A 23995-nucleotide genomic window follows, 5' to 3' on the forward strand; every position below is an offset into this window, starting at 1 on the left:
CGGGGGCCGACCCGGACTGACCCGGCCCGGCGGCCGGGCCGTCCCGGCTCACCGCGCGAACGCGGCGCACACCGCGTCGTACTCGCGCGTCCACCACACCGCGAGCGCCGACGCGGCCGGGAACTGCGGGTCCGCGCGCGTGTCGCCGCGTTCGTAGTGCCAGCGCAGCATCCAGAAGTCGTTCAGCCGCTCCCACCACACCCGGTGCACGGCCGCCGCCAGCTCCGAGGGCGCGGCGCCCGCCGCGCGCCGGTACGCGCGCGCGTAGGCGCGCACCTTCGGCAGGTCCAGCGTTCCTCCGGGCCGTACGAAGAAGATCGCGGCCGCGCGTACGGCCTCCTCCGCGCGCGGCTGCACGCCGAGCCGGTCCCAGTCGACGATGGCGGCGGGGGCGTCGTCCTTGTAGAGCAGGTTGAACGGGTGGAAGTCGCCGTGCACCCAGCCCACCGACCCGCCGCGCGGCGGGCGCCGGTCCGCGTGCTGCTCCAGGAGGGCGCGGCGCTCCAGCAGCCGGTGCCGGGCCAGCTCGTCGAAGGCGTCGGCGGGGCGGTGCCGGCGCACGTGCGCGAGCAGGTCGCCGATGAGGGCGAAGGTGCCGGCCGGGTCGGCGCTCTCCACGGGGTGCGGGCTCGTCGCCGGGCGGGTGCGCCCCTTGGGCGGCATGACGCGCTCCAGGCAGGCGTGCACGGCGCCCAGGAGCGCCCCCAGCCGCGCGCTCTGCGGCCGGGTGAGCTGACCGCCGTGGCGGTGTCTGCCGTCGACCCAGGGGTGCAGGGCGTAGGCGCTGCCGCCGACGACCGCGACCGTGCGGCCCTCGCGGTGCGCGAGCGGCACGGCGACCGGGACGCCGAGGTCGGCGAGGCGCTGGGTGGCCCGGTGCCGGCGCTCGATGGCCGCCGGGTCGGCGGTGTCCGGGTCGAAATGGTGCTTGAGGAAATACCGGCCGCGGGTGGTGCGCAGCCGGTAGCCGCGGTTGAGCAGGCCCTGGCCGACCGGTTCACAGGCGAGGGCGGTACCCGCCGCGTACAGGCGGAGCAGGGCGCCCAGAGGGGGCGCGTGGGGCACTAAAAGGGGTACACATGAGCGCGGCACGCGCCAGATGGTAGGGCACGCGCGGCTGACGCGAGCTGGGCCTTGTCACAGGCAGTCGCCGACGGTCGCTTTCGGTCAGGGTGCGCGCTTCTCCGCCTGGACGCCGGCGACCTGGATGCGGGCGACGAAGGCGGCCGCCTGGGAACGCCGCTGCATTCCGAGTTTGGCGAGCAGGCCGGAGACATAATTCTTGATCGTCTTTTCCGCGAGGTGCAGCCGGTCGCCGATCTGGCGATTGGTCAGCCCCTCGCCGATCAGGTCGAGGATCCTGCGTTCCCGATCGGTGAGGCGGGCCAGCCGCTCGTCCGGGTGCACGGTGCCGACGGTGCGCGGCCGCTCCGGTACGCGCGCGGTGGAGACCGGGTCCAGCAGCGACTTCCCGGCGGCGACGGCGCGCACCGCCCGGAGCAGCTCCTCGCCCCGGACCGCCTTCAGGACGTACCCGGAGGCACCCGCCATGATCGCGTCGAACAGCACCTCGTCGTCCGCGAACGAGGTCAGCATCAGGCAGCGCACCGACCGGTCGGCGGAGCGGATCTCCCGGCACACCTCGACCCCGCTGCCGTCCGGCAGGCGCACGTCCAGCACCGCGACGTCCGGGCGGACGGCCGGGACGCGTGCCCGGGCCTCCGCCGCCGTGCCGGCCTCGCCGACCACCTCGATGTCGGGCTCGGCGGAGAGCATCTCGCGGACGCCGCGGCGCACGACCTCATGGTCGTCGAGTAGAAAAACCCTAATTTTTCCGCCTTCGCGCACGAGGTCAGTCTCACATGAAACTCTTCCCGTGACCTGGGTGGGCGGGATAACGTGCGGTTGCTCCGGACTGCCGCAAGGCTGTGACCAGCATGCTTTCCCTTCATCTCGATTTACTTGGAAATCCAAGCAAAAACGCAGGTCAGATGGGGTTTCACAGAAATGTGAAGCACTGGGTAACGTAATGGTCGCAGGGCGCTCGCCGGGGCACCTGTCACGCCTGTTCCCGGCCGAGTGGCACCCACCCCGTGCCCGGTGGTCGAGACAGGTGAGCCGCACTGGCCTACCGGCAACCCCGGGGGCCGGAACGACGGAGGAGCACACGTGACCGTGGAGAGCAGTGCCGCGCGCAAGCCGCGACGCAGCGCCGCAGGCAAGGCCGGCACCACCGGCACCAAAACCGGGGCCACCGGCACCAAGCGCACCACCCGCAGTACCGCCAGGAAGAGCACCGAGCCCGAGCTCGTGCAGCTCCTGAACCCCGAGGGCGAACGGGTGGAGAACGCCGAGTACGACGCCTACGTCGCCGGCATCACCCCCGAGGAGCTGCGCGGCCTGTACCGCGACATGGTGCTCACCCGTCGCTTCGACGCCGAGGCCACCGCCCTCCAGCGCCAGGGCGAGCTGGGCCTGTGGGCCTCCCTGCTGGGCCAGGAGGCCGCCCAGATCGGCTCCGGCCGGGCCACCCGCGAGGACGACTACGTCTTCCCGACCTACCGCGAGCACGGCGTCGCCTGGTGCCGCGGGGTCGACCCGGCCAACCTGCTCGGCATGTTCCGCGGCGTGAACAACGGCGGCTGGGACCCGAACAGCAACAACTTCCACCTCTACACGATCGTCATCGGCTCCCAGACCCTGCACGCCACCGGCTACGCGATGGGCGTGGCCAAGGACGGCGCGGACTCGGCGGTCATCGCCTACTTCGGCGACGGCGCCTCCAGCCAGGGCGACGTGGCCGAGTCGTTCACCTTCTCCGCGGTCTACAACGCCCCGGTGGTGTTCTTCTGCCAGAACAACCAGTGGGCGATCTCGGAGCCCACCGAGAAGCAGACCCGGGTGCCGCTGTACCAGCGCGCCCAGGGCTACGGCTTCCCGGGCGTCCGGGTCGACGGCAACGACGTGCTCGCCTGCCTCGCGGTCACCAAGTGGGCCCTGGAGCGCGCCCGCAACGGCGAGGGCCCCACGCTGGTGGAGGCGTTCACCTACCGCATGGGCGCCCACACCACCTCCGACGACCCCACCCGCTACCGGGGCGACGAGGAGCGGCAGGCATGGGAGGCGAAGGACCCGATCCTGCGGCTGCGGCGGCATCTGGAGGCCTCGGGCCACGCGGACGAGGCGTTCTTCGCGGAGCTGGAGACCGAGTCCGAGGCGTTGGGCAGGCGGGTGCGCGAAGCGGTCCGCACCATGCCCGACCCGGACCACTTCGCCATCTTCGAGAACGTGTACGCGGACGGGCACGCGCTCGTCGACGAGGAGCGCGCCCAGTTCGCCGCCTACCAGGCGTCGTTCGCCGATGAAGGGGGTCACTGAGATGGCCGAGAAGATGGCGATGGCCAAGGCCATCAACGAGTCGCTGCGCCGTGCCCTGGACGCCGACCCGAAGGTGCTCGTCATGGGCGAGGACGTCGGCAAGCTCGGCGGTGTCTTCCGGGTGACGGACGGTCTCCAGAAGGACTTCGGCGACAGCCGGGTCATCGACACCCCGCTCGCCGAGTCCGGCATCGTCGGCACCGCGATCGGCCTGGCGCTGCGCGGCTACCGCCCGGTGGTGGAGATCCAGTTCGACGGCTTCGTCTTCCCGGCCTACGACCAGATCGTCACCCAGCTCGCCAAGATGCACGCCCGCTCGCTGGGCAAGGTCAAGATGCCGGTCGTCGTCCGCATCCCCTACGGCGGCGGCATCGGCGCGGTCGAGCACCACTCCGAGTCCCCCGAGGCGCTGTTCGCGCACGTGGCCGGACTGAAGATCGTCAGCCCGTCCGACGCCTCCGACGCCTACTGGATGATGCAGCAGGCCATCCAGAGCGACGACCCGGTGATCTACTTCGAGCCCAAGCGGCGGTACTGGGACAAGGGCGAGGTCGACTTCGACGCGATCCCGGCCCCGCTGCACAAGGCGCGCGTGGTCCGGGAGGGCACCGACCTGACCCTGGTGGCCTACGGCCCGATGGTGAAGCTCTGCCAGGAGGCCGCCGCCGCCGCGGCCGAGGAGGGCAAGTCGCTGGAGGTGCTGGACCTGCGCTCGGTCAGCCCGCTGGACTTCGACGCCGTCCAGGCCTCGGTGGAGAAGACCCGCCGCCTGGTCGTGGTGCACGAGGCGCCGGTGTTCTTCGGCTCCGGCGCGGAGATCGCCGCCCGCATCACCGAGCGCTGCTTCTACCACCTGGAGGCACCCGTCCTGCGGGTCGGCGGCTACCACGCCCCGTACCCGCCGGCCCGCCTGGAGGAGGAGTACCTGCCCGACCTGGACCGCGTGCTCGACGCCGTCGACCGTTCGCTGGCGTACTGAGGAGAGGTTCGTGACGACGATGACGGAAGCGTCCGTACGCGAGTTCAAGATGCCCGACGTGGGCGAGGGGCTCACCGAGGCCGAGATCCTCAAGTGGTACGTCCAGCCGGGCGACACGGTCACCGACGGCCAGATCGTCTGTGAGGTGGAGACCGCCAAGGCGGCGGTGGAACTGCCCATCCCCTACGACGGCGTGGTCCGGGAACTGCGCTTCCCCGAGGGCACCACGGTGGACGTCGGCACGGCCATCATCGCGGTGGCCGTGGGCGGCGGCGCCGCGTCCGAGGCGCCGGCGGAGCAGCCCGAGGCGGCTTCCGCGCAGCCGGTGGAGCCCGCGCCGGAGCCGGAGCCGGAGGGCCGCAAGCCGGTCCTCGTCGGCTACGGCGTGGCCACCTCCTCCACCAGGCGCCGCCCCCGCAAGGGCCCCGAGGCCGCCGTCCAGGCGGCGGCGCAGGCGGTCCAGGCGGAGCTGAACGGGCACACCGGCGCGGCGGCGGAGAAGTCCCGCCCGCTGGCCAAGCCGCCGGTGCGCAAGCTGGCCAAGGACCTGGGCGTCGACCTGGCCCTGATCACCCCGTCCGGCCCGGACGGCGTCATCACGCGCGAGGACGTCCACGCGGCGGCCGCGCCCCCGGCCGCCGAGCCGGCGGCGCCCGCCGCCGCCCCGGCCACCGCTCCCGCGGTCGCGGCGCCCGTGGGGTCGTACGACACCGCGCGCGAGACCCGCGTCCCGGTCAAGGGCGTCCGCAAGGCCACCGCCCAGGCGATGGTCGGCTCGGCCTTCACCGCGCCGCACGTCACCGAGTTCGTGACGGTGGACGTGACCCGCACGATGAAGCTGGTCGAGGAGCTGAAGCAGGACAAGGAGATGCAGGGCCTGCGGGTCAACCCGCTCCTGCTGATCGCCAAGGCCCTGCTGGTCGCCATCAAGCGCAACCCGGACGTCAACGCCTCCTGGGACGAGGCGAACCAGGAGATCGTGCGCAAGCACTACGTCAACCTGGGCATCGCGGCGGCCACCCCCCGCGGGCTGATCGTCCCGAACATCAAGGACGCGCACGACAAGACGCTCCCGCAACTGGCGGAGGCGCTGGGCGAACTGGTGGGGACGGCCCGCGAGGGCCGGACCTCGCCCGCCGCCATGCAGGGCGGCACGGTGACCATCACCAACGTCGGCGTCTTCGGCGTCGACACCGGCACCCCGATCCTGAATCCGGGCGAGTCGGCGATCCTCGCGGTCGGCGCGATCAAGCTCCAGCCGTGGGTCCACAAGGGCAAGGTGAAGCCGCGTCAGGTGACCACCCTGGCCCTCAGCTTCGACCACCGCCTGGTCGACGGCGAACTGGGCTCGAAGGTGTTGGCCGACGTGGCGGCGATCCTGGAGCAGCCGAAGCGGCTGATCACTTGGGCGTGAGGCCCGCGGGCGGGTAACGTCCACCGGGAGGAGACGGCCGCAACCTCGCATTGCGACCGTCTCCTCTCCCTTTTCCTCAGCCCCGCCCGAGCACGTACACCGGAGCCCCGTCCTCGGCTCCACCCCCCGAGCGGATACAGGCGTGGCCGCGGAGCAGCCGGAGGCACTCGTCGACCCTGTGCACCGAGAGACCGGTACGAGCCGCGATCGACTCCAGCGGCTCGCGCAGCTCGCCCTTCTCGACGAGGAGCGGGGCGATCACCACGGCGACCGTCCAGACGTCCGCCGTGACGGACAGCCGCCGCCGCCAGTCGGCCAGCACCGCCTCGGCGGTGGGCGCCACCGCGGCTGGGCCGCCGGGGGCCACGCGGGTGAGGACGAGGGCGTCGAGCCGGTCCGCTATGCGCTCCATCGCCCGGACCATGGCCTGCTGCACGGCGAGCGTGGCCTTCTGCGTGGCCAGCGTCTCCCTCTGGAGGGTGAGGGCCTCCCGGTGGACGGTCAGCGTCTCCTGCTGGACGGCGAGCGTCTCCTTCTGCACCTCGATCGACCGGCGCTGGCCGTCCGCCAGCTCCTCGTCGAGCCGGAGGTTGTGCGTCTCCAGCCGGACGATGGCCTCCGCGACCTGTTCGGGCATGGCGTAGGCGATGGGAGCGCCGGGTCCGGCCGGTTGCACCTCGGCCTCTTCGAGGGTGTAGGAACCCTCCCGCTGCACGGTCTCGATGACGTCGGCGACCCACAGTTTGAAAGGTGCGCAGGAGGGCTTGGTGCAGGCTTGCACGAGGAGCACGAGACCTTGCAGAGAGATGATGTTCAAGTCTCGGCGCCACTCCCGACCTGCGGGAATGCTGAGACCGTAAGCTCCGGTTACGGTCTCGAGAATCTCTCGGTGCCCGTCGGGGACATGGTCGGCGAGCGCTTGGCGAGAGTTGCTGTGACCAAGCTCCCTGCACACGTCCACCGCCGGGAACCAGTGGCTTCCGTCCGGCATCGTCAGCCGGCGCACCCGGGCTCCGGTGGCCGCGTACACGAAGTCGCTGACGTCGATGGCCTCCCGCTGTGCCGCGGGGTCGTACCGCTTCTTCGGCTCGTTCATGTGAACACCTCCGTCACGGAACCTAGGACGGAGGAAAGGGAATATGCCAACGGAAAGCGAGATGTTCACGATTGCGGGTGAAAATCGGGTAATTACCCTATCCTGTAGGACTGTTGGGTGATTGTGCTCAGTCCGTTCGTCGGGTGCGGAGGGCGTTCAGGAGGGCTGCGCCTCGTTCCGCGTCGTCCACGCTGACCGCGAAGTCGGTGCGCCGGCCGCGGGGGCGTACGACCAGGCAGTCGCCGGCGCGGAGCATGACCGTCGTGCCGAGGCCGCTGACGCGGTAGCCCCAGCCGCCGACCTGGGACGGCAGCCGTCGCTCGGCGCGGGCGCTCTCGATGGCGGCCGGGGCCCAGCGGCGGGCGGGCCAGCCGAGCGGGCCGAACGACACCTCGAGGCCCGCCTCCGACACCTTCGCCTGCACCGAGGAGAAGACGCCGCCGGCGAGCGCCGTGACCGCGCCGACCACGCACACGGGCCACAGCGGGGCGGGGTCGGCCAGACCGGCGGCCAGGACCACCAGCGCGCCGACGGCCAGCAGACCCGCCACCGCCGCCAGCAGCCGCAGCCAGGGGTTGGCCGTCCGGGAGAACCAGGCCAGCCGCTCCCCCGCGGGCAGGTCAAGCGGGGGCGTGCCGGCGGCCGGCGCGGCGGGGGACCGGGCGGTCAGCCACCAGGCGGCCAGAGCGGCGAGCGCGGCCAGGGCCACGAGCAGCACCACGCCGAGGACCGGCTGGCGGGCCTCGTGCCAGTCCGTATGGCCGGCGTTCGCGCGGACGACGGACACCTGCGCACCGACCAGCAGGGTGCCCGTCGGGGCCAGCGCCGGCGCCCGCCAGGGGCGCGCGGCGGGCCAGGAGCGGCGCCACCGGACGCCCACCGCGAGGGCGACCAGCAGCCAGACGGCCGCCGGGACCGCGGACGCAGCCCACAGGGGCATCGAGCCGTCGGGGGCGCCGGTGCCGCTCCAGTGGGTGGCCAGCCGGTCCGGGAGCCGGCCCCGCGCGGCCCAGGGCAGGCCGGCGGTCACGGCGGTGACGGCCACCGTCGCCCCGATGGACCACCCGCGGGACGCACGGCCGTGGGGCCCGCGCTCGCCGTCCGTCTTCCCCGTCATACCGACTCCCGGATCATGTCGATGAGGTCCGTCCGGCTGTAGCCCAGCCGGGACGCCTCCGCCACCAGTTCCCGCACCCTGATCCGCATCCGGGAGCGCCGGGCCGCGCCCTCGGCGACGGTGATGCCCCGGCCCCGGCGGAACTCCAGCAGCCCCTCGTCCCGCAGTTCGCGCAGACCGCGCAGGACGGTGTTGACGTTGATGTCCAGGGCCGTGGAGAGGTCGCGGGCCGAGGGCAGCCGGTCGCCCGCGCGGCACTCGCCCTCGGCGACGGCCCGGCGGACCGCCGCGGCGACCTGCTCGTGCAGCGGGCGGGTGTCGGTCTTGTCCAGACGCAGCAACATGGTGCCAATGAAACTATCACCATGTGTTTCATATGCGTTCCATCGCGGATGGGCGCAGCACGAAGGGCCCGCCGCTGTGCGACGGGCCCTTCGGCAGGGAGCGGGGATCAGCCGAGCCGGGCGAAGCCGTAGGTCAGCATCTTCTTCGCGTCCGCCTCGCGCTGCGGGGTGGAGGAGGAGGCGAGGACGGTGCCGATGAGCGTCTTGCCGTTCCGGGTCGCGGCGAAGACCAGGCAGTACTTGGCCTCGGGGCCGGAGCCGGTCTTCACGCCGATGGTGCCGCTGTAGCTGCTGAGCAGCCCGTTGGTGTTCTTCCACGTCGTCATCGTGCGGGTGCCGCCCGTCTTCGTCACCGTCTTGGCGGTGTACGCCTTCGTCTTCACGATCGCGCGGAAGTTGGCGTTCTTCATCGCGCTGCTGGCGATCTTCGTCAGGTCGCGCGGCGTCGAGTAGTTGTTGCCGTTGCCGATGCCGTCGAAGGAGTCGAAGTGGGTGTTCTTCAGGCCCAGCGACTTGGCGGCGGTGTTCATCTTGCCGACGAAGTTCTTGACGCGCGCGTCACGGGTGGAGCCGGTGCCGTACTTGTCGGCGAGCGCGTAGGCGGCGTCGCAGCCCGACGGGAGCATCAGGCCGTACAGGAGCTGGCGCACGGTGACCTTGTCACCGACGATCAGGTGGGCCTGGGAGGCGTTGTTCCTGACGACGTAGTCGCTGTACGCCTTCTGGATCACCACCGTGGAGTTCAGGTTCAGGTTCGACTGTGCGAGCACGACCTTGGCCGTCATGATCTTGGTGGTGGAGCCGGTGGACAGCCGGGTGTCCATCTTCTTGTTGTAGAGCGTCGCGCCGTTGGCGTTGTTCATGAGGTACCCGCCCTTGGCCACGATCGTGGGCGCGGTGACGGCCTGGGCGGGCGCTGCGGTGAGGGCACCGGTCGTCAGCAGGGCGCCGGAGGTGACGGCGACGGCGACTGCTTTGCGGAGACGGGTGCCCGGGATGCCGGTAATCAATGTGATGTACCTCGAATGTATGTGAATGCCCCTGAAGTGCGGCCGAGTTGTGACCGGAGCAAAGGGGGGCCGCACGAGTGTGACACGTAAGTAGCACAGAAGGTTGTGCGGTTGCCGCGAAAGGTTCTCGTCACGCGCCCCCGGGTCCGCATGATGGACGGTTCCACCGCTTGCGTACGTGTTGTATCTATCCTGTGGGCATGAACACGGCCGTCGAGCAGTCCGCACCGCAGTCCCTCAAGCCGCCCCCCGCGGCCGACCGGGTGTATTCCCACGTCAAGCAGGGGGTGCTCGACCGTCGCTACGAGGGCGGCACCCTGCTCACCGAGGGCGAGCTGGCCGAGGCCGTCGGGGTCTCCCGCACGCCCGTCCGGGAGGCGCTGCTGCGGCTGGAGGCCGAGGGCCTGATCCGGCTCTACCCGAAGAAGGGCGCCCTGGTCCTGCCGGTCTCCGCGCAGGAGATCGCCGACGTGGTGGAGACGCGGCTGCTGGTGGAGGAGCACGCGGCCCGCAAGGCCGTACCCGCCCCGCCGGGCCTGCTGGAGCGGCTGACCGAACTGCTGGAGCGGCAGAAGGCGCAGGCCGCGGCGGGCGACCTGGCCGCCGCCGCGATCACCGACCGCTGCTTCCACGCCGAGATCGTGCGCAGCGGCGGCAACGAGATCCTCTCGCGCCTCTACGACCAGTTGCGCGACCGCCAGTTGCGGATGGGCGTCGCCGTCATGCACTCCCACCCCGACCGGATCGCCAAGACGCTCGCCGAGCACGAGGAGATCCTGGACGCGCTGCGCGCCGGGGACGCGGAGGCGGCCGTCGGCGTCGTGCACCGGCACGTGGGCTGGTTCTCGCACCTCGCCCGGGGTGAGGTCCGATGAGCGCCCCCGCGCGCGGCGCCACCCTCCCGGGTGACCCGCCGGGCGGACGCCGGGCCGTCGCGGTGTGGTGCGTAGGCGTGGCCGTCTACTTCGTCGCCGTCATCTTCCGCACCTCGCTGGGCGTGGCCGGCCTGGACGCGGCCGACCGCTTCCACGTCAACGCCTCGGCCCTGTCGACGTTCTCGATCCTCCAGCTGCTGGTCTACGCGGGCATGCAGATACCCGTCGGCCTCCTGGTCGACCGCCTCGGCACCAAGAAGGTGCTGAGCACCGGGGCGGTGCTGTTCACCGCGGGGCAGCTCGGCTTCGCCTTCTCCCCCTCGTACGGCACCGCGCTCGCCTCCCGGGCGCTGCTGGGCTGCGGCGACGCGATGACGTTCATCAGCGTGCTGCGGCTGGGCACCCGGTGGTTCCCGGCCCGGCGCGGGCCGCTGGTCGCACAGCTCGCGGGGCTGGTCGGCATGGCCGGCAACCTGGTCTCCACCCTGGTCCTGGCCCGGCTGCTGCACAGCATCGGCTGGACCCAGGCGTTCGCGGGCAGCGCGCTGGCGGGCGCCGTCGTCCTGGTGCTGACCCTGCTGTTCCTGAAGGACCACCCCGAGGGGCAGGAGCCGGAGCCGTCCCCGCACCGGGGCGCGGCCTACGTCCGCCGGCAGATCGCCGCGTCCTGGCGTGAGCCGGGCACCCGGCTGGGGATGTGGGTGCACTTCACCACCCAGTTCCCGGCGATGGTCTTCCTGCTGCTGTGGGGCCTGCCGTTCCTGGTGGAGGCGCAGGGCCTCAGCCGTGCCACGGCCGGCGAACTGCTCACCCTCGTCGTCCTGTCCAACATGGTGATCGGCCTGGTCTACGGCCAGATCGTCGCCCGGCACCACGCGGCGCGGCTGCCGCTGGCGCTGGGCACGGTGGCGGCCACCGCGCTGCTGTGGGCGGCGACGCTGGCCTACCCCGGGGAACGGGCGCCTATGTGGCTGCTGCTGGTGCTGTGCGCCGTGCTCGGCGCGTGCGGTCCGGCCTCGATGCTCGGCTTCGACTTCGCGCGGCCGGCGAACCCACCCGAGCGGCAGGGCACCGCGTCCGGCATCACCAACATGGGCGGCTTCATCGCCTCCATGACCACGCTGTTCGCCATCGGCGTGCTGCTGGACGCCACCGGCGACGACTACACGGTGGCCTTCTCGGCGGTGTTCGTCCTCCAGGCGCTCGGTGTCGGCCAGATCCTGCGGTTGCGGGGACGGGCGGCGCGGCGGGAGCGGGAGCGGCTGGTCGCGAGCCGGGTGGAGACGGTGCACGTGCCCGCGGTGTGAGCCGGGTCCCCGGTCGCCCGCGCACCAGCCGTCCCCGGCGGACCGGTGGGCCGTAGGGGCAGGGGGGCGCACCCGCCGGCGGCCGCGCCGCGCGGGCCCGGGGCGGCCGTGCGCCGGGGCCGGCCGTGCGTCCGTGGCGCCGCGCGGTCCGGTGGGGTCGCGTGGTCCGTTGGCTGCCGGTCGCCGGTGGCGGTGGCGTTACGGCGTCACCGCGAAGTTGGCGAGGATCGCCGCCGCCAGGTCCTGGTCGCCCTCCGTCTTCACCCGGTCCGCGACCGCCTCCGGACTCACCCGGCCGCAGGCCAGGCGGACGTAGGTCTCCCAGTCCAGGGCGAGGCTGGCGGCGGGGCCGAGGGCGGGGGCGGTCTCCACCGTGCCGCGGCCCTGGATGTCGACGCGGACGGTGCGCAGGAACTCGACCGGCCCGTGCACGTCGAAGACGACCGCGGAGCTGCGCGGTGCGTCCGCGTCCCGCGCCACGACCTCGGGCAGCGCGTCCAGCAGCACGTCCCGCGCGACGTGGGCGCCCGGCGAGTCCAGGTTGCCGGGGCGGCCGAGGGCCGTGCGCAGGTCCTGCTCGTGCACCCAGACGTCGAAGGCCCGGGCCCGGTAGGCCTGTTCCAGGGTGATCTCGGTGCTCAGCGGTCCGCGCACCAGCGTGGCGGGGTCCCGGGACTCGTTGCGGAGCTGGCGGTTGCGCCGGATGACCGTGTACTCCAGCTCGGCCGTCATCTCCGGCGCCGTGTGGTGGCGGCGGACGTCGACCTGCATCTCCATGTACCGCTGGTGGTCGGTGGCGACGTGGAACAGGTCGCGCGGCAGGGCGTGGATCGGCCGCGGGTCGCCGAGTATCTCGCAGTCCAGGCCGATGACGTGGGACACGATGTCCCTGACCGACCAGCCGGGGCAGGGGGTCCGCCGGTTCCACTCGCGCTCGGGAAGCGACTGCACCAGCTCGGATATCGCGTCGACGGAGTGCGTCCAGGCGTCGGCGTAGGGCTGGAGGGTGGGATGCAGACTCACGGAACGGGACCCCTCGGCGGTCGGTACACGGGCAGGTGGTGGCGGCATTGCCAGCGGGCGGCGGCTGCACTTCGGCGGGTGTCTTGAGAGGCTAAGTTACGCTGCTGAAAGGCACCCCGGCAGTGCTTTCGTGTGACGATCGTAGGCCCGTGTGGACGGCTCGAATGCCAGGACGGTGGTAGTGTGCGCGCCTCGCTGATCCAGATCGACGTGGACGAGGGGGAGCCGGCCGACTCCCGGCGGCGGCGCGCGGCCGCCCTGGTGCGGGAGCAGAGCGGGGCCGACCTCGTCGTCCTGCCCGAGCTGTGGACCACCGGAGCCTTCGCCTACGAGGAGTTCGACCGCGAGGCGGAGCCGCTGCGCGGACCGACGTACGAGGCGATGGCCGAGGCGGCGCGCGACGCGGGCGTGTGGCTGCACGCCGGGTCGATCCCCGAGCGGGCGCCGTCCGGTAGCGGTGCCGGGGCGGGCGACGCAACCCTCTACAACACCTCCCTCGTCTTCTCACCCTCCGGTGAACTGGCCGCGTCCTACCGCAAGATCCACCGCTTCGGCTTCGACGAGGGCGAGGCCGTGCTGATGGGCGCGGGCCGGGACCTGGTGACGGTCCGGCTGCCGGACACCACGCTGGGCGTGGCCACCTGCTACGACCTCCGTTTCCCCGAGCTGTTCCGCGGACTGGTCGACGCCGGTGCCGAGACGCTGGTGGTCCCGGCGGGCTGGCCCGAACGGCGGCGCGCGCACTGGACGCTGCTGGCGCGGGCGCGTGCGGTGGAGAACCAGGCGTTCGTGCTCGCCTGCGGAACGGCCGGGACCCACGCCGGAGTTCCGCAGGCCGGTCACTCGATCGTGGTGGACCCGTGGGGCGAGGTGCTCGCGGAGGCCGGCTCCGGCGAGGAGGTCCTCACGGTCGACATCGACCCGGCGAGGCCGGCCGCGACCCGCGAGCAGTTCCCGGCGCTGAAGGACCGGGTCCTGGGCCTGGAAGCCCCGCGGCGCCAGGGCTAGCAGGTCTGCGAGGACCGGGCTCGCGGAGCCGGTTCCGTGACGGTCAGTCCTCCTCGCCCTCCTTCTCGGCCAGGTGGATCACGCACACCGCCACGGCGATCACCAGTGCCGGGTCGGCGTCCTCCCGTACGACGTCCACGCCGTACGTGTCACGGACGCTCAGCCAGCGGCGCGAGATCACCGCGAGGAGTTCGCCGTCGTACTCGATGGCGAACTCGCGGTCGAGGATCTTGCCGCTGACGTCCAGTTCGGTGCCGTCCACCAGCGTGACCCGGTAGTGGTTGCGCAGCAGGGACAGCCGCTTGCGCTTGATCCGGGCCAGGGCCTCGCCATCCCGTTCGATCACCATCGTGTCGCGCAGGGCGAACATCTTCTGGTGGATGTCGATCAGGACCCGCCCCTGGGCGTCCTTCAGCTCGAAGGTGTCCCGCAGGCGCATCGCCTTGCCGTCGACGAGGAACACCTTCCGGCCCTGCTCGTCCTCGATCCACCAGTCGTCGCCGATGCCGAGGATGCGGTCGCGCACGAGGAATCTCATACGGAGCATGCTTCCCCGGCGCCGTCCGATCGTCACGGAACCACCGCGGCCGGGCCCGCCGGCGTGCCGCCCCGGCCCTCGGCGCGCCCGGCCACGGGCCACGCCCGCCGCCGACCGGGCGCCGGACTCCGGCGGTACGTCAGGTGAGCGGCGGGTGAACTTCGCCGTTCGTACGGGCGGCAGGCCAACCGCGGGGGCGGGTCCGCGGTCGAACGGTGCGGAAGCCGGAACACCCACCGCCCGTTCCTCCCGGAGGTCCACCATGACCGTTCGCTCCCCGCGCCGCCGGCCGGCGCGCGTCCTCGCCCTGACCGTCGGCACGGCCGCCCTCGCGCTGCCCCTCGCCCTGGCCGGCAGCGCGCACGCCGCCGCGCCGTCGGCCCGTGCCGAGGTCAACCAGTACGACTGGCAGCTCACCTACCAGGCCGCCGCCGGCCAGGCCAACAAGGCGACGGTCACCGCGACCCGCACCGTCGACCGGTCCGGCGCCACCTTCGTGATCGACGACGTCGTCACGATCACCGCCGGCCAGGGCTGCGCCTACCCGGACCGCGCCGACCGCACCAAGGTCACCTGCACGGTCACCTCCGTGGACAGCCAGGACCCCTACCCCGCCCTCGTGCTGGACCTGGGCGACCGCGACGACACGCTCGCCTACCGCAACGACACCGACCAGGTGTACTCCTACGCCGAGATCTCGCTGGGCGCAGGCAACGACCGGGCGGCCGACTCCGGCCGCCTCGACGGCGCGTACGTCTCGGGTGACGCGGGCGACGACACCATCACCGTGGGCAGGCTGGGCCTGGCCTGGGGCGGGGACGGCGCCGACAGCATCACCGCGAGCGGCGGGGACAACATCGTCAAGGGCGGTAGGGGCGACGACGTCCTGCGCGGCGGCGCCGCGGGCCAGGACCTCGCCGGTGACGACGGCAACGACACGATCTACGGCGGGGCCGGCGCCGACACCCTGTACGGGGGCAAGGGCAACGACACGCTGTACGGCAACGCCGGCGACGACAGGCTCTACGGCAACAGCGGGAACGACAGGCTGTACGGCGGCCCGGGCCGGGACGTCCTCTCCGGCGGCCCCGGCCGGAACGTGGTCCACCAGGACTGACCCTCCCCCCGGCCGCGGGGCGAGCCGGGGAGACCGCCGGCGCCGGTGGCACCCTGGAGCCATGACCGACTCCGCACCCCGGCGCCGCGCCCGCGTCCGCGCCCCCGAACTCACCGGCAGGGGCGGCTGGCTGAACACCGGCGGCCGGCCGCACACCCTGGCCGGCCTGCGCGGGCGCATCGTCGTCCTGGACTTCTGGACCTTCTGCTGCGTCAACTGCCTGCACGTCCTGGACGAACTGCGCGAGCTGGAGGAGAAGCACCGGGACACGCTCGTGGTGATCGGCGTGCACTCGCCGAAGTTCGCGCACGAGGCCGAGCACGGCGCCGTGGTGGACGCCGTGGAGCGCTACGGCGTGGCGCACCCCGTCCTGGACGACCCGGAGCTGGCCACCTGGAAGCAGTACGCGGTCCGCGCCTGGCCGACCCTGGTGGTGATCGACCCCGAGGGGTACGTCGTCGCGCAGCACGCCGGCGAGGGCCATGTGCACGCCATCGAGCGCCTGGTCACGGAGCTGGAGACGGAGCACGCGGCGAAGGGCACCCTGCGCCGCGGCGACGGCCCCTACGTACCCCCGGAGCCCGCGGCGACGGCCCTGCGCTTCCCCGGCAAGGCGCTGCTGCTGCCGTCCGGGAACTTCCTGGTCAGCGACTCCACCCGGCACCGGCTGGTGGAGCTGGCCGAGGACGCCGAGACCGTCGTGCGGCGCTTCGGCTCCGGTGCCCGCGGCTTCGCCGACGGGGGCGCCGGGACGGCCGCCTTCAGCGAGCCGCAGGGCCTCGCCCTCCTCGACGACGGCTCGGTGGTGGTCGCCGACACCGTCAACCACGCCCTGCGCCGCCTGGATCCCGGCACCGGCGAGGTGACCACCCTGGCCGGCACCGGACGGCAGTGGTGGCGGGGGTCGGCGACGTCCGGGCCGGCCCGTGCGGTCGACCTGTCGTCACCCTGGGACGTGGCGGTGTTCGGCGGGAAGGTGTGGATCGCCATGGCGGGCGTCCACCAGCTGTGGACGTACGACCCGGCCGGCCGGACCGTCGCCGTGGCGGCCGGCACCGGCAACGAGGGGCTGGTGGACGGTCCCGCCGCCGAGGCGTGGTTCGCGCAGCCCTCGGGCCTGGCCGCCACCGCCGACCGGCTCTGGCTGGCCGACTCCGAGACGAGCGCCCTGCGCTGGGTGGACCCGGACGGGCACGTGCACACGGCCGTGGGCAGCGGCCTGTTCGACTTCGGGCACCGGGACGGCGCCGCGGAGCAGGCGCTGCTCCAGCACCCGCTGGGCGTGACCGCCCTGCCGGACGGCTCCGTCGCCGTCGCGGACACCTACAACCACGCCCTGCGCCGCTACGACCCCGCCACCGGTGAGGTCACCACGCTCGCCACCGATCTGCGCGAGCCCAGCGACGCCGTGCTCGTCGGCGGGGACGTCGTGGTGGTGGAGTCGGCCCGGCACCGGCTGACCCGGCTGCGGCTGCCCGAGGACGCCGTGCGCGTGGCTCCGGTCGCCCACCGCCCACGGCGGGCGGCCACGGAGGTCGCGGCCGGGCGCCTGCGTCTCGATGTGGTCTTCCAGGCCCCGGCGGGCCAGAAGCCGGACGTCCGGTACGGCCCCGCGACCCGGTTGCTGGTCTCCTCCACCCCGCCCGAGCTGCTGCTCCAGGGCGGGGGAGCGGACACGGACCTCTGCCGCGAGCTGGTGCTGAACCCGGCCGTCCCGGAGGGTGTCCTGCACGTCTCCGCGATGGCCGCGAGCTGCGACGACGATCCCGCCGTCCCCTATCCCGCCTGCCACGTCCACCAGCAGGACTGGGGTGTGCCGGTCCGCCTCGCCGAGGGCGGGGCGGACCGCCTGCCGCTCGTCCTGGCGGGCCTGGACGAGCAGGAGGCGGTGACTCAGACGCCGTAGCCGTCGCTGTAGCCGTCGACGCGGCGGGTGTGGTGGTGGTGCGGTTCCTCCTCCACCACAGGCGCCGCCGACGGGACCACGACCCGCCGCCGGCGTGCGATGCCGGCGAACGTCGCGACGCCGATCAGGCCCACGGCCATGAGGATCACGCCGACGACGGTGAGGTTCACACCGTGCATGTGCCAGTCGGTCGCGAACGTCAGGATGGCCCCTACGGCGATGAGGATGATGCATCCGCCGAGACCCATGAGACCTCGCCTCCCCTTCCGGTTCCGGAGTTTCCGGTGCCGTCCGGATACCCGGCGAGGCCCCGACTAGCCCTCCAGAAAGGCCGTCAGGGCGTTCGCCAGGAGGAACGGGTCGTCGGCGCCGCACAGTTCGCGGACGCTGTGCATGGAGAGGATCGCGACGCCGATGTCCACCGTGCGGATGCCGTGCCGGGCCGCGGTGATCGGTCCGATGGTGGTGCCGCACGGCATGGAGTTGTTCGAGACGAAGCTCTGGAACGGGACGTTCGCCTTCTCGCAGGCCGCGGCGAACACCGCGCGGCCCGAACCGTCCGTGGCGTAGCGGTTGTTGACGTTGACCTTGAGGATCGGGCCGCCGTTGACCCGCGGGTGGTGCGTCGGGTCGTGCCGCTCGGCGTAGTTGGGGTGCACGGCGTGGCCCGTGTCGGAGGACAGGCAGACCGTGCCGGCGAAGGCGCGGGCCCGGTCCTCCAGGGAGCCGCCGCGCGCGAGGACCGAGCGCTCCAGGACCGTGCCGAGCAGCGGGCCGTCGGCGCCGGTGTCCGACTGGGAGCCGTTCTCCTCGTGGTCGAAGGCGGCCAGCACGGGGATGCGGGTGAGCGGGGCGCCGGAGGCGGCCACGGCGGCGAGGGCGGCGGCACCCGCGTGCACGGACAGCAGGTTGTCCATGCGGGGGCCGGCGACCAGCTCCCGGTCCCGGCCGAGGTAGGCCGGCGGCTCCACCGGGTACAGCATCAGGTCCCAGCCGGTCACCGAGCCCGCCGCCAGCGCGGCCTCCTGCTCCAGGAAGGCGATGAGGTCGCCGTCCGACACGTCGTTGCCGAGGCCCCAGACCGGCTGGAGGTGGCGCTGCTTGTCGAGCTTGAGCCCCTCGGCGCCGACCGAGCGGTCCAGGTGGATGGCGAGCTGCGGCACCCGCAGCAGCGGCCGGTCCACGTCGACCAGGACGGAGGAGCCGTCGCGCAGGGTGAGCCGGCCGGCCAGGCCCAGGTCCCGGTCCAGCCAGGAGTTGAGCAGCGGGCCGCCGTAGATCTCGACCGCGACCTGGCGCCAGCCGTGCGCCCCGCTGTCCGGGCGGGGCTTGACCCGCAGGCTCGGCGAGTCGGTGTGCGCGCCGACGATGTGGAACGGCGTGTGCGGTTCGGCGCCCTCGGGGACGTACCAGGCCACGATCGCGCCACCGCGCAGCACGTACTTGCCGCCGCTCGTCCCGTCCCACGCGTCCGTCTCGGCGACCTGACGGAAGCCCGCCTTCTCCAGCCGCTCGGCGGTGTTCGCCACGGCGTGGTACGGCGACGGGCACGCCGCCAGGAAGGACATCAGGTCGTCGGTGTGGCCGCGGTCGAAGCGGACTGGTGCGCTCATGGGTTTCACCTTAACGACGTGCACGGGCCCGCTCCCGGAAAGGATGCGGGCCCGTACGCGGAATCGGCGGGGGCGTCCGGAAGGTCCGGAGCTGTCAGAAGGCGGCCTCGTCCAGCTCCATGAGGTCCAGCTCGACGCCGGAGGAGAGCTTGCGGGCGAGCGTGACGCCGGGCAGGACGTTGGCCGCGAAGAACTTCGCGGCGGCGATCTTGCCGGTGTAGAACGCCTTGTCCTTCGCGGAGGCCGTGGCCAGCTTCTCGGCGGCGACGGCGGCGCCCTTGAGGAGCAGGTAGCCGACGACCACGTCACCGGAGGCCAGCAGCAGGCGGGTGGTGTTCAGGCCCACCTTGTAGATGTTCTTGGTGTCCTGCTCGGTGGCGGCGAGGTCGGTCAGCATCACGCCGACGATCGCCTCCAGCTCCACGGCCGCCTTGGCCAGGTGCTCGCGGGCGGTGGCCAGCTCGTCGCCGCCGGTGGCGAGCGCCAGGAACTTCTTGATGTCCTCGGCGAGGGAGTTCAGCGCGGCGCCCTGGTTGCGGACGATCTTCCGGAAGAAGAAGTCCTGGCCCTGGATGGCCGTGGTGCCCTCGTACAGGGTGTCGATCTTGGAGTCCCGGATGTACTGCTCGATCGGGTACTCCTGGAGGAAGCCGGAGCCGCCGAAGGTCTGGAGCGACTGGGCGAGCTGCTCGTAGCCCTTCTCGGAGCCGTAGCCCTTGACGATGGGCAGCAGCAGGTCGTTCAGCGCGTGGTCGGCGGAGGCGTCCTCGCCGTTCGCCTCCTTGACCTGGATCGCGTCCTGGACCGATGCGGTGTACAGCACCAGGGCGCGCATGCCCTCCGCGTACGCCTTCTGCGTCATCAGCGAGCGGCGCACGTCGGGGTGGTGGGTGACGGTGACCTTGGGCGCGGTCTTGTCCATGAAGTTCGCCAGGTCCGGGCCCTGGACGCGCTCCTTGGCGTACTCCAGCGCGTTCAGGTAGCCGGTGGAGAGCGTGGAGATCGCCTTCGTGCCGACCATCATGCGGGCGAACTCGATGATGCGGAACATCTGGCGGATGCCCTCGTGCTTGTCGCCGATCAGCCAGCCCTTGGCGGGGTGCCGGTCGCCGAAGGTCATCTCGCACGTGTTGGAGGCCTTCAGGCCCATCTTGTGCTCGACGTTGGTGGCGTAGACGCCGTTGCGCTCGCCCAGCTCGCCGGACTCGAAGTCGAAGAGGTACTTCGGGACGAGGAAGAGGGACAGGCCCTTGGTGCCGGGGCCGGCGCCCTCGGGGCGCGCGAGCACGTAGTGGAGGATGTTCTCCGACATGTCGTGCTCACCCGAGGTGATGAAGCGCTTCACGCCCTCGATGTGCCAGGAGCCGTCCTCCTGCTGGACCGCCTTGGTGCGGCCGGCGCCCACGTCCGAGCCCGCGTCGGGCTCGGTGAGCACCATCGTGGAGCCCCACTGCCGCTCGGTGGCGATCTTCGCGATGTGCTTCTGGACCTCGTTGCCCTCCTCGAAGAGGATGCCGGCGAACGCGGGGCCGGAGGAGTACATCCACACGGCCGGGTTGGCGCCCAGGATCAGCTCGGCGTAGGCCCAGATCAGGGAGCGCGGCGAGGTGGTGCCGCCGATCTCCTCGGGCAGGCCGAGCCGCCAGTACTCGGAGTCCATGAAGGCCTGGTAGCTCTTCTTGAAGGACGCGGGGACCGGAGCGGTGCTGGTCTCCGGGTCGAAGACCGGCGGGTTGCGGTCGGCGTCGGCGAAGGACTCGGCCAGCTCGTTCTCGGAGAGGCGGGTCAGCTCCTCCAGGACGCTCTTGGCGGTCTCGACGTCCATCTCCTCGAACGGGCCGGTGCCGTACACCTTGTCGCGCCCGAGTACTTCGAAGAGGTTGAACTCGATGTCGCGGAGATTCGACTTGTAGTGCCCCATGGTGACGGCTCCGGCTCCGTAGAAGGATCGGCGAGGCACTGACTCCTCGCATCTGTTTCACGTACCAACAAGTAGCTACGATGATGCTACCCGTCGGTAATAAGGCGCAACCCCGCCGGTCCAAGTGTGAGAAGGGTCTACTCCTCCGCGCCGGTCAGCAGGGTCGCCCACCGGTCGGGCTGCTCGGCGAACGGAAGGTGACCGCCCGGTATCTCCACCAGCCGGGCGCCCGGGATCCCCGCCGCCACCGCCCGGTGCAGCCGGGGCGGCACCAGGGCGTCGTCGGTGGGCGAGACGACCAGCGTCGGCGCGGTGATCCGGGCGAGGTCGGCGCTCACGTCCAGCCGCTCCACCAGCTCCACCTGCTCCGGCGTGCCCCGCGGCGCGTCCGCCCCCGTCTCCCGCGCGACCGCCTCCAGCTCCGTGGGGGCCATCGCGTCCAGGGCGGCCGGGCTCAGGGCGTGGGCGAGCAGGAACCGCCCGAGCGTCTCCCGGTCGCCGGCCTCGCTCAGCGCGCGCCACACCCGCGCCGTCAGCCGCAGCCCGGCGTCGGCGCGGGCGAAGGGGGCGGTCAGGACGAGCGAGGTGACCCGCTCCGGGTGCCGGGCGGCCAGCCGGACCGCCACCGCCGCGCCCAGTGAGTACCCGGAGACGGTGAACCGCCGCGCCCCGGCCGCGTCGGCTGCGGCGAGCAGCCGCCCGGCCGGCGCGTCCAGCTCCAGCGGCCCGGCTGCGCGCGGGGTGCCGCCGGCGCCCGGCCAGTCGGTGCCCGCCACCGCGTACCTGCTGGTCAACCGGCTCATGACCGGGCCGTAGTTGGCCGCGATCGAGCCGCCCGCGCCGTGTGCGAGGAGCAGGAGGGGGCGGGGGTCCGCGCCGGGGCGGGACACGGTCATGGGGCACCTCCGGGCCGTGCGGGAGCGGCCGCCATCTGTAGCGGCCGATACAGAAAACCGTACCCCAATTCCCTAACGCTCGCTACATAAATTTCCCGGACGCCCGCGCCGGCACCGCTCTCGGTACGCTTGCGCCCATGTACGGATACGGCCAGCCCATGGACGGCGGGGCTGCTCAGCAGCAGCAGTACGCCCCGCCGCAGCAGCAGATGCCGGGCGGTGTCGGCGGGTACGGCCAGCAGCCGCCGCTCTACCCGGAGCCGTCCCCGCCCTCGCTCGCCGACGCGGTGCGCGCCTTCACCACGGGCCAGATGGCCGCCGAGGACTTCCAGCAGATCTTCGCCACCTCGAAGGTGTACTGCCCGCGCGGCGACACCCCCGGCTTCCTCGCCCTGCACAACACCCAGCAGCCGGTGATCCCCATGTTCACCTCGCTGAAGGAGCTGCGCCGGTACGCGGGCAAGGAGTCCAAGTACTTCGTCATCACCGGCGCCGAGGTGATCGACCTGCTGCCGACCGGCTACGGCTTCGTCCTGGACATGGAGGGCGAGCACCGCATGGTCTTCGACGCGAAGGCGGTCGAGCAGATGGTCGACTTCGCGATGCGCCGGATGTACGGCTAGCCGGCCCGGCGTGCGCGGGCGGATCGCCGGGCGCCCGCACGGCTCCCGGCGTGTCCGTGCCCGCAGGTGCGCGGGGCGCACGCTCCCCGCTCGACCCGGACGGTGGCCCGGAGGGAATTCCCTCCGGGCCTTCTCCGTTATGGGTGGCAGAAAGTTCAACGCTCAACTAAAGTGGGCGTACCAAGGAGGTACCCACCATGCCTGCAGTGACCGTCGAGAACCCGTTGACGCTGCCCCGCGTGACCGCTCCCGCCGACGCCGTGGCACGCCCCGTGCTCACCGTCACGACCGCCCCGAGCGGGTTCGAGGGCGAGGGCTTCCCGGTGCGCCGCGCGTTCGCCGGGATCAACTACCGCCACCTCGACCCGTTCATCATGATGGACCAGATGGGCGAGGTGGAGTACGCGCCCGGTGAGCCCAAGGGCACGCCCTGGCACCCCCACCGCGGCTTCGAGACCGTCACCTACATCATCGACGGTGTCTTCGACCACCAGGACTCGCACGGGGGCGGCGGCACCATCACCAACGGCGACACCCAGTGGATGACCGCCGGTTCGGGCCTGCTGCACATCGAGGCCCCGCCGGAGTCCCTCGTCGTGTCCGGCGGCCTCTTCCACGGCGTCCAGCTCTGGGTGAACCTCCCGGCCGAGGACAAGATGATGGCCCCGCGCTACCAGGACATCCGCGGCGGCCAGGTCCAGCTCCTCACCTCCCCCGACGGCGGCGCGCTCCTGCGGGTCATCGCCGGTGAGCTGGACGGCCACGAGGGCCCCGGCATCACGCACACGCCGATCACGATGATCCACGCGACGCTCGCCCCGGGCGCGGAGATCACCCTGCCGTGGCGTCAGGACTTCAACGGCCTGGCGTACGTCCTCGCCGGCCGCGGCAGCGTCGGCGCGGAGCGCCGCCCGGTCCGCTCGGGCCAGACGGCCGTCTTCGGCTCCGGCTCCTCGCTGACCGTCCGCGCGGACGAGAGGCAGGACTCCCACACCCCGGACCTGGAGGTCGTCCTCCTCGGCGGGCAGCCCATCCGGGAGCCCATGGCCCACTACGGCCCGTTCGTCATGAACACCCAGGACGAGCTGGTGCAGGCCTTCGAGGACTTCAAGAAGGGCCGGCTCGGCAGCGTCCCGGCGGTGCACGGGATGACGCAGGACGGCATCTGATCCTCTTCCGGGCCCGGCCGGTCAGCGCACCGGCCGGGCCATGAAGAGCGCCCGCTCGCCCGCCGACTCCGTGCCGTCGTAGAGCGAGGTGTCCAGCCCGCAGAAGGCGAAGCCCATGCGGAGGTAGGCGCGGACGGCGGGCGCGTTGACGCTGCTGACCTCCAGCCACACGTGCACCGCCCCGCACTCCCGGGCGAAGCCGACGGCGTGCTCCATCAGGGCCCGCCCCACGCCCCTGCCCCGCCAGGCCGGCGCGACCTCGATGTCCCGGACGGTCAGGCGCGCGTTCCACGGCTCGAAGGCGGCCGTCACGAACCCGCACAGCTCGTCGCCGCGCACGGCGACCACCGTCCGGACCGGGCCGGGCCCGCCGTCCTCCTCCCCGTCGCCCGGGCCGCCGTCCTCGTCGGGGAAGACCTTGTGCAGCGGGGGCCGGACCGGTACCTCGCGGATCGCGAACCCGCCGCCGGACGCGGTGACCTCGAACACCGAGTCGGTCGTGAAGGAGCCGTCGAGCGCGGCGATGGCACCGGCGTCCCCGGGGCGCGCCGGCCGGTAGACGACGGCCGCGGTCGCGCCGGGAGCCGCCGGTTCGGGTGCAGTCCTCTCCATGCCCCGACCGTACGGGCCCGGCCGCCTCACCCGCCCGGCCGCGCGCCGC

Annotated in this window: 23 protein-coding genes; 10 read left to right on the top strand and 13 right to left on the bottom strand. The window is 72.5% G+C overall.

Annotation, left to right across the window (positions count from 1 at the left end; all coding sequences use genetic code 11):
- Nucleotides 1–48 precede the first annotated feature (48 nt).
- Both ACZ4K2_RS16615 and ACZ4K2_RS16620 read right to left on the bottom strand, forming a co-directional pair.
- The gene (locus ACZ4K2_RS16615; RefSeq protein WP_467468346.1) at nt 49–1065 is read right to left on the bottom strand and encodes a phosphotransferase; all 1017 of its coding nucleotides are present in this window, start codon (nt 1063–1065) and stop codon (nt 49–51) included.
- A 102-nt stretch (nt 1066–1167) separates the two neighbouring features.
- Complete coding sequence (locus tag ACZ4K2_RS16620; protein ID WP_467468344.1) at nt 1168–1848, bottom strand: response regulator; 681 nt, start codon at nt 1846–1848, stop codon at nt 1168–1170.
- Nucleotides 1849–2169: 321 nt separating this feature from the next.
- Between ACZ4K2_RS16620 and pdhA the strand changes: the two genes are divergently transcribed.
- The 3 genes from pdhA to ACZ4K2_RS16635 are packed head-to-tail and all read left to right on the top strand — an operon-like array spanning nt 2170 to nt 5771.
- Complete coding sequence (gene pdhA, locus ACZ4K2_RS16625; RefSeq protein ID WP_467468342.1) at nt 2170–3378, top strand: pyruvate dehydrogenase (acetyl-transferring) E1 component subunit alpha; 1209 nt, start codon at nt 2170–2172, stop codon at nt 3376–3378.
- Nucleotide 3379: 1 nt separating this feature from the next.
- Nucleotides 3380–4357, top strand: a complete 978-nt coding sequence (locus ACZ4K2_RS16630) for an alpha-ketoacid dehydrogenase subunit beta (protein WP_467468340.1) — start codon at nt 3380–3382, stop codon at nt 4355–4357.
- A 10-nt stretch (nt 4358–4367) separates the two neighbouring features.
- Complete coding sequence (locus ACZ4K2_RS16635) at nt 4368–5771, top strand: dihydrolipoamide acetyltransferase family protein (protein WP_467468338.1); 1404 nt, start codon at nt 4368–4370, stop codon at nt 5769–5771.
- Nucleotides 5772–5847: 76 nt separating this feature from the next.
- Here ACZ4K2_RS16635 and ACZ4K2_RS16640 read toward each other — a convergent pair whose 3' ends face one another.
- The 4 genes from ACZ4K2_RS16640 to ACZ4K2_RS16655 form a co-directional block, all read right to left on the bottom strand.
- Complete coding sequence (locus ACZ4K2_RS16640; RefSeq protein WP_467468337.1) at nt 5848–6867, bottom strand: BRO-N domain-containing protein; 1020 nt, start codon at nt 6865–6867, stop codon at nt 5848–5850.
- Between the two features lie 127 nt (nt 6868–6994).
- Nucleotides 6995–7984, bottom strand: a complete 990-nt coding sequence (locus tag ACZ4K2_RS16645) for a DUF1648 domain-containing protein (RefSeq protein WP_467468335.1) — start codon at nt 7982–7984, stop codon at nt 6995–6997.
- Nucleotides 7981–8328, bottom strand: coding sequence for a GntR family transcriptional regulator (locus ACZ4K2_RS16650; protein WP_467468333.1), 348 nt, complete (start codon nt 8326–8328; stop codon nt 7981–7983). Before ACZ4K2_RS16650 ends, ACZ4K2_RS16645 begins: the two co-directional genes overlap by 4 nt.
- A 107-nt stretch (nt 8329–8435) precedes the next feature.
- Nucleotides 8436–9338, bottom strand: a complete 903-nt coding sequence (locus ACZ4K2_RS16655) for a D-alanyl-D-alanine carboxypeptidase family protein (protein WP_467468331.1) — start codon at nt 9336–9338, stop codon at nt 8436–8438.
- 200 nt (nt 9339–9538) lie between these two features.
- Between ACZ4K2_RS16655 and ACZ4K2_RS16660 the strand changes: the two genes are divergently transcribed.
- Both ACZ4K2_RS16660 and ACZ4K2_RS16665 read left to right on the top strand, forming a co-directional pair.
- Nucleotides 9539–10213, top strand: a complete 675-nt coding sequence (locus ACZ4K2_RS16660) for a GntR family transcriptional regulator (protein ID WP_467468329.1) — start codon at nt 9539–9541, stop codon at nt 10211–10213.
- Complete coding sequence (locus tag ACZ4K2_RS16665; RefSeq protein ID WP_467468327.1) at nt 10210–11520, top strand: MFS transporter; 1311 nt, start codon at nt 10210–10212, stop codon at nt 11518–11520. Before ACZ4K2_RS16660 ends, ACZ4K2_RS16665 begins: the two co-directional genes overlap by 4 nt.
- A gap of 198 nt (nt 11521–11718) precedes the next feature.
- On the opposite strand, the gene ACZ4K2_RS16670 is transcribed toward ACZ4K2_RS16665, so the two are convergent.
- Entirely contained in the window at nt 11719–12543 is an 825-nt protein-coding gene (locus ACZ4K2_RS16670; protein ID WP_467468325.1) for a maleylpyruvate isomerase family mycothiol-dependent enzyme, read from the bottom strand.
- Nucleotides 12544–12726: 183 nt separating this feature from the next.
- On the opposite strand from ACZ4K2_RS16670, the gene ACZ4K2_RS16675 reads away from it, so the two are divergent.
- Nucleotides 12727–13551, top strand: coding sequence for a carbon-nitrogen family hydrolase (locus ACZ4K2_RS16675; protein ID WP_467468323.1), 825 nt, complete (start codon nt 12727–12729; stop codon nt 13549–13551).
- 43 nt (nt 13552–13594) lie between these two features.
- Here the strand turns inward: ACZ4K2_RS16675 and ACZ4K2_RS16680 are convergent, their stop codons facing one another.
- Nucleotides 13595–14089, bottom strand: coding sequence for an LURP-one-related/scramblase family protein (locus ACZ4K2_RS16680; protein ID WP_467468321.1), 495 nt, complete (start codon nt 14087–14089; stop codon nt 13595–13597).
- A gap of 262 nt (nt 14090–14351) precedes the next feature.
- Between ACZ4K2_RS16680 and ACZ4K2_RS16685 the strand changes: the two genes are divergently transcribed.
- The gene (locus ACZ4K2_RS16685) at nt 14352–15206 is read left to right on the top strand and encodes a calcium-binding protein (RefSeq protein WP_467468319.1); all 855 of its coding nucleotides are present in this window, start codon (nt 14352–14354) and stop codon (nt 15204–15206) included.
- A 61-nt stretch (nt 15207–15267) separates the two neighbouring features.
- On the top strand, nt 15268–17112 hold the full coding sequence (locus tag ACZ4K2_RS16690) for an NHL domain-containing thioredoxin family protein (RefSeq protein WP_467468317.1): 1845 nt from the start codon (nt 15268–15270) through the stop codon (nt 17110–17112).
- Here the strand turns inward: ACZ4K2_RS16690 and ACZ4K2_RS16695 are convergent.
- From ACZ4K2_RS16695 to ACZ4K2_RS16710, 4 genes are all read right to left on the bottom strand, one after another.
- Complete coding sequence (locus ACZ4K2_RS16695; RefSeq protein WP_467468316.1) at nt 17100–17360, bottom strand: DUF6458 family protein; 261 nt, start codon at nt 17358–17360, stop codon at nt 17100–17102. The genes ACZ4K2_RS16690 and ACZ4K2_RS16695 overlap by 13 nt on opposite strands.
- Nucleotides 17361–17426: 66 nt before the next feature.
- Nucleotides 17427–18725, bottom strand: coding sequence for a M18 family aminopeptidase (locus ACZ4K2_RS16700; protein ID WP_467468315.1), 1299 nt, complete (start codon nt 18723–18725; stop codon nt 17427–17429).
- A 94-nt stretch (nt 18726–18819) separates the two neighbouring features.
- A complete protein-coding gene (locus ACZ4K2_RS16705; RefSeq protein ID WP_467468816.1) occupies nt 18820–20646 on the bottom strand; it encodes an acyl-CoA dehydrogenase in 1827 nt (608 codons plus the stop codon).
- 137 nt (nt 20647–20783) lie between these two features.
- Nucleotides 20784–21542: an alpha/beta fold hydrolase gene (locus tag ACZ4K2_RS16710; protein ID WP_467468313.1), complete on the bottom strand. Its 759-nt coding sequence runs from the start codon at nt 21540–21542 to the stop codon at nt 20784–20786.
- A gap of 137 nt (nt 21543–21679) precedes the next feature.
- Here ACZ4K2_RS16710 and ACZ4K2_RS16715 point away from each other — a divergent pair, with 137 nt between their 5' ends.
- Nucleotides 21680–22165 carry an SseB family protein gene (locus ACZ4K2_RS16715; protein WP_467468311.1) on the top strand — a complete coding sequence of 162 codons (486 nt, stop codon included), beginning with the start codon at nt 21680–21682 and terminating at the stop codon, nt 22163–22165.
- Between the two features lie 197 nt (nt 22166–22362).
- Entirely contained in the window at nt 22363–23334 is a 972-nt protein-coding gene (locus ACZ4K2_RS16720; protein ID WP_467468309.1) for a pirin family protein, read from the top strand.
- 21 nt (nt 23335–23355) lie between these two features.
- Here ACZ4K2_RS16720 and ACZ4K2_RS16725 read toward each other — a convergent pair whose 3' ends face one another.
- Nucleotides 23356–23946 carry a GNAT family N-acetyltransferase gene (locus ACZ4K2_RS16725; protein WP_467468307.1) on the bottom strand — a complete coding sequence of 197 codons (591 nt, stop codon included), beginning with the start codon at nt 23944–23946 and terminating at the stop codon, nt 23356–23358.
- Nucleotides 23947–23995: the final 49 nt, after the last annotated feature.

Source organism: Streptomyces sp. NPDC025833, assembly GCF_055558055.1.

Bases quoted from the DNA above. Each gene is read 5' to 3' on its own strand.
- ACZ4K2_RS16630 (WP_467468340.1), top strand. From the start codon at position 3,380: ATGGCCGAGAAGATGGCGATGGCCAAGGCCATCAACGAGTCGCTGCGC.
- ACZ4K2_RS16640 (WP_467468337.1), bottom strand. From the start codon at position 6,867: ATGAACGAGCCGAAGAAGCGGTACGACCCCGCGGCACAGCGGGAGGCC.
- ACZ4K2_RS16645 (WP_467468335.1), bottom strand. From the start codon at position 7,984: ATGACGGGGAAGACGGACGGCGAGCGCGGGCCCCACGGCCGTGCGTCC.
- ACZ4K2_RS16650 (WP_467468333.1), bottom strand. From the start codon at position 8,328: ATGTTGCTGCGTCTGGACAAGACCGACACCCGCCCGCTGCACGAGCAG.
- ACZ4K2_RS16660 (WP_467468329.1), top strand. From the start codon at position 9,539: ATGAACACGGCCGTCGAGCAGTCCGCACCGCAGTCCCTCAAGCCGCCC.
- ACZ4K2_RS16665 (WP_467468327.1), top strand. From the start codon at position 10,210: ATGAGCGCCCCCGCGCGCGGCGCCACCCTCCCGGGTGACCCGCCGGGC.
- ACZ4K2_RS16680 (WP_467468321.1), bottom strand. From the start codon at position 14,089: ATGAGATTCCTCGTGCGCGACCGCATCCTCGGCATCGGCGACGACTGG.
- ACZ4K2_RS16685 (WP_467468319.1), top strand. From the start codon at position 14,352: ATGACCGTTCGCTCCCCGCGCCGCCGGCCGGCGCGCGTCCTCGCCCTG.
- ACZ4K2_RS16690 (WP_467468317.1), top strand. From the start codon at position 15,268: ATGACCGACTCCGCACCCCGGCGCCGCGCCCGCGTCCGCGCCCCCGAA.
- ACZ4K2_RS16695 (WP_467468316.1), bottom strand. From the start codon at position 17,360: ATGGGTCTCGGCGGATGCATCATCCTCATCGCCGTAGGGGCCATCCTG.
- ACZ4K2_RS16700 (WP_467468315.1), bottom strand. From the start codon at position 18,725: ATGAGCGCACCAGTCCGCTTCGACCGCGGCCACACCGACGACCTGATG.
- ACZ4K2_RS16705 (WP_467468816.1), bottom strand. From the start codon at position 20,646: ATGGGGCACTACAAGTCGAATCTCCGCGACATCGAGTTCAACCTCTTC.
- ACZ4K2_RS16710 (WP_467468313.1), bottom strand. From the start codon at position 21,542: ATGACCGTGTCCCGCCCCGGCGCGGACCCCCGCCCCCTCCTGCTCCTC.
- ACZ4K2_RS16715 (WP_467468311.1), top strand. From the start codon at position 21,680: ATGTACGGATACGGCCAGCCCATGGACGGCGGGGCTGCTCAGCAGCAG.
- ACZ4K2_RS16720 (WP_467468309.1), top strand. From the start codon at position 22,363: ATGCCTGCAGTGACCGTCGAGAACCCGTTGACGCTGCCCCGCGTGACC.
- ACZ4K2_RS16725 (WP_467468307.1), bottom strand. From the start codon at position 23,946: ATGGAGAGGACTGCACCCGAACCGGCGGCTCCCGGCGCGACCGCGGCC.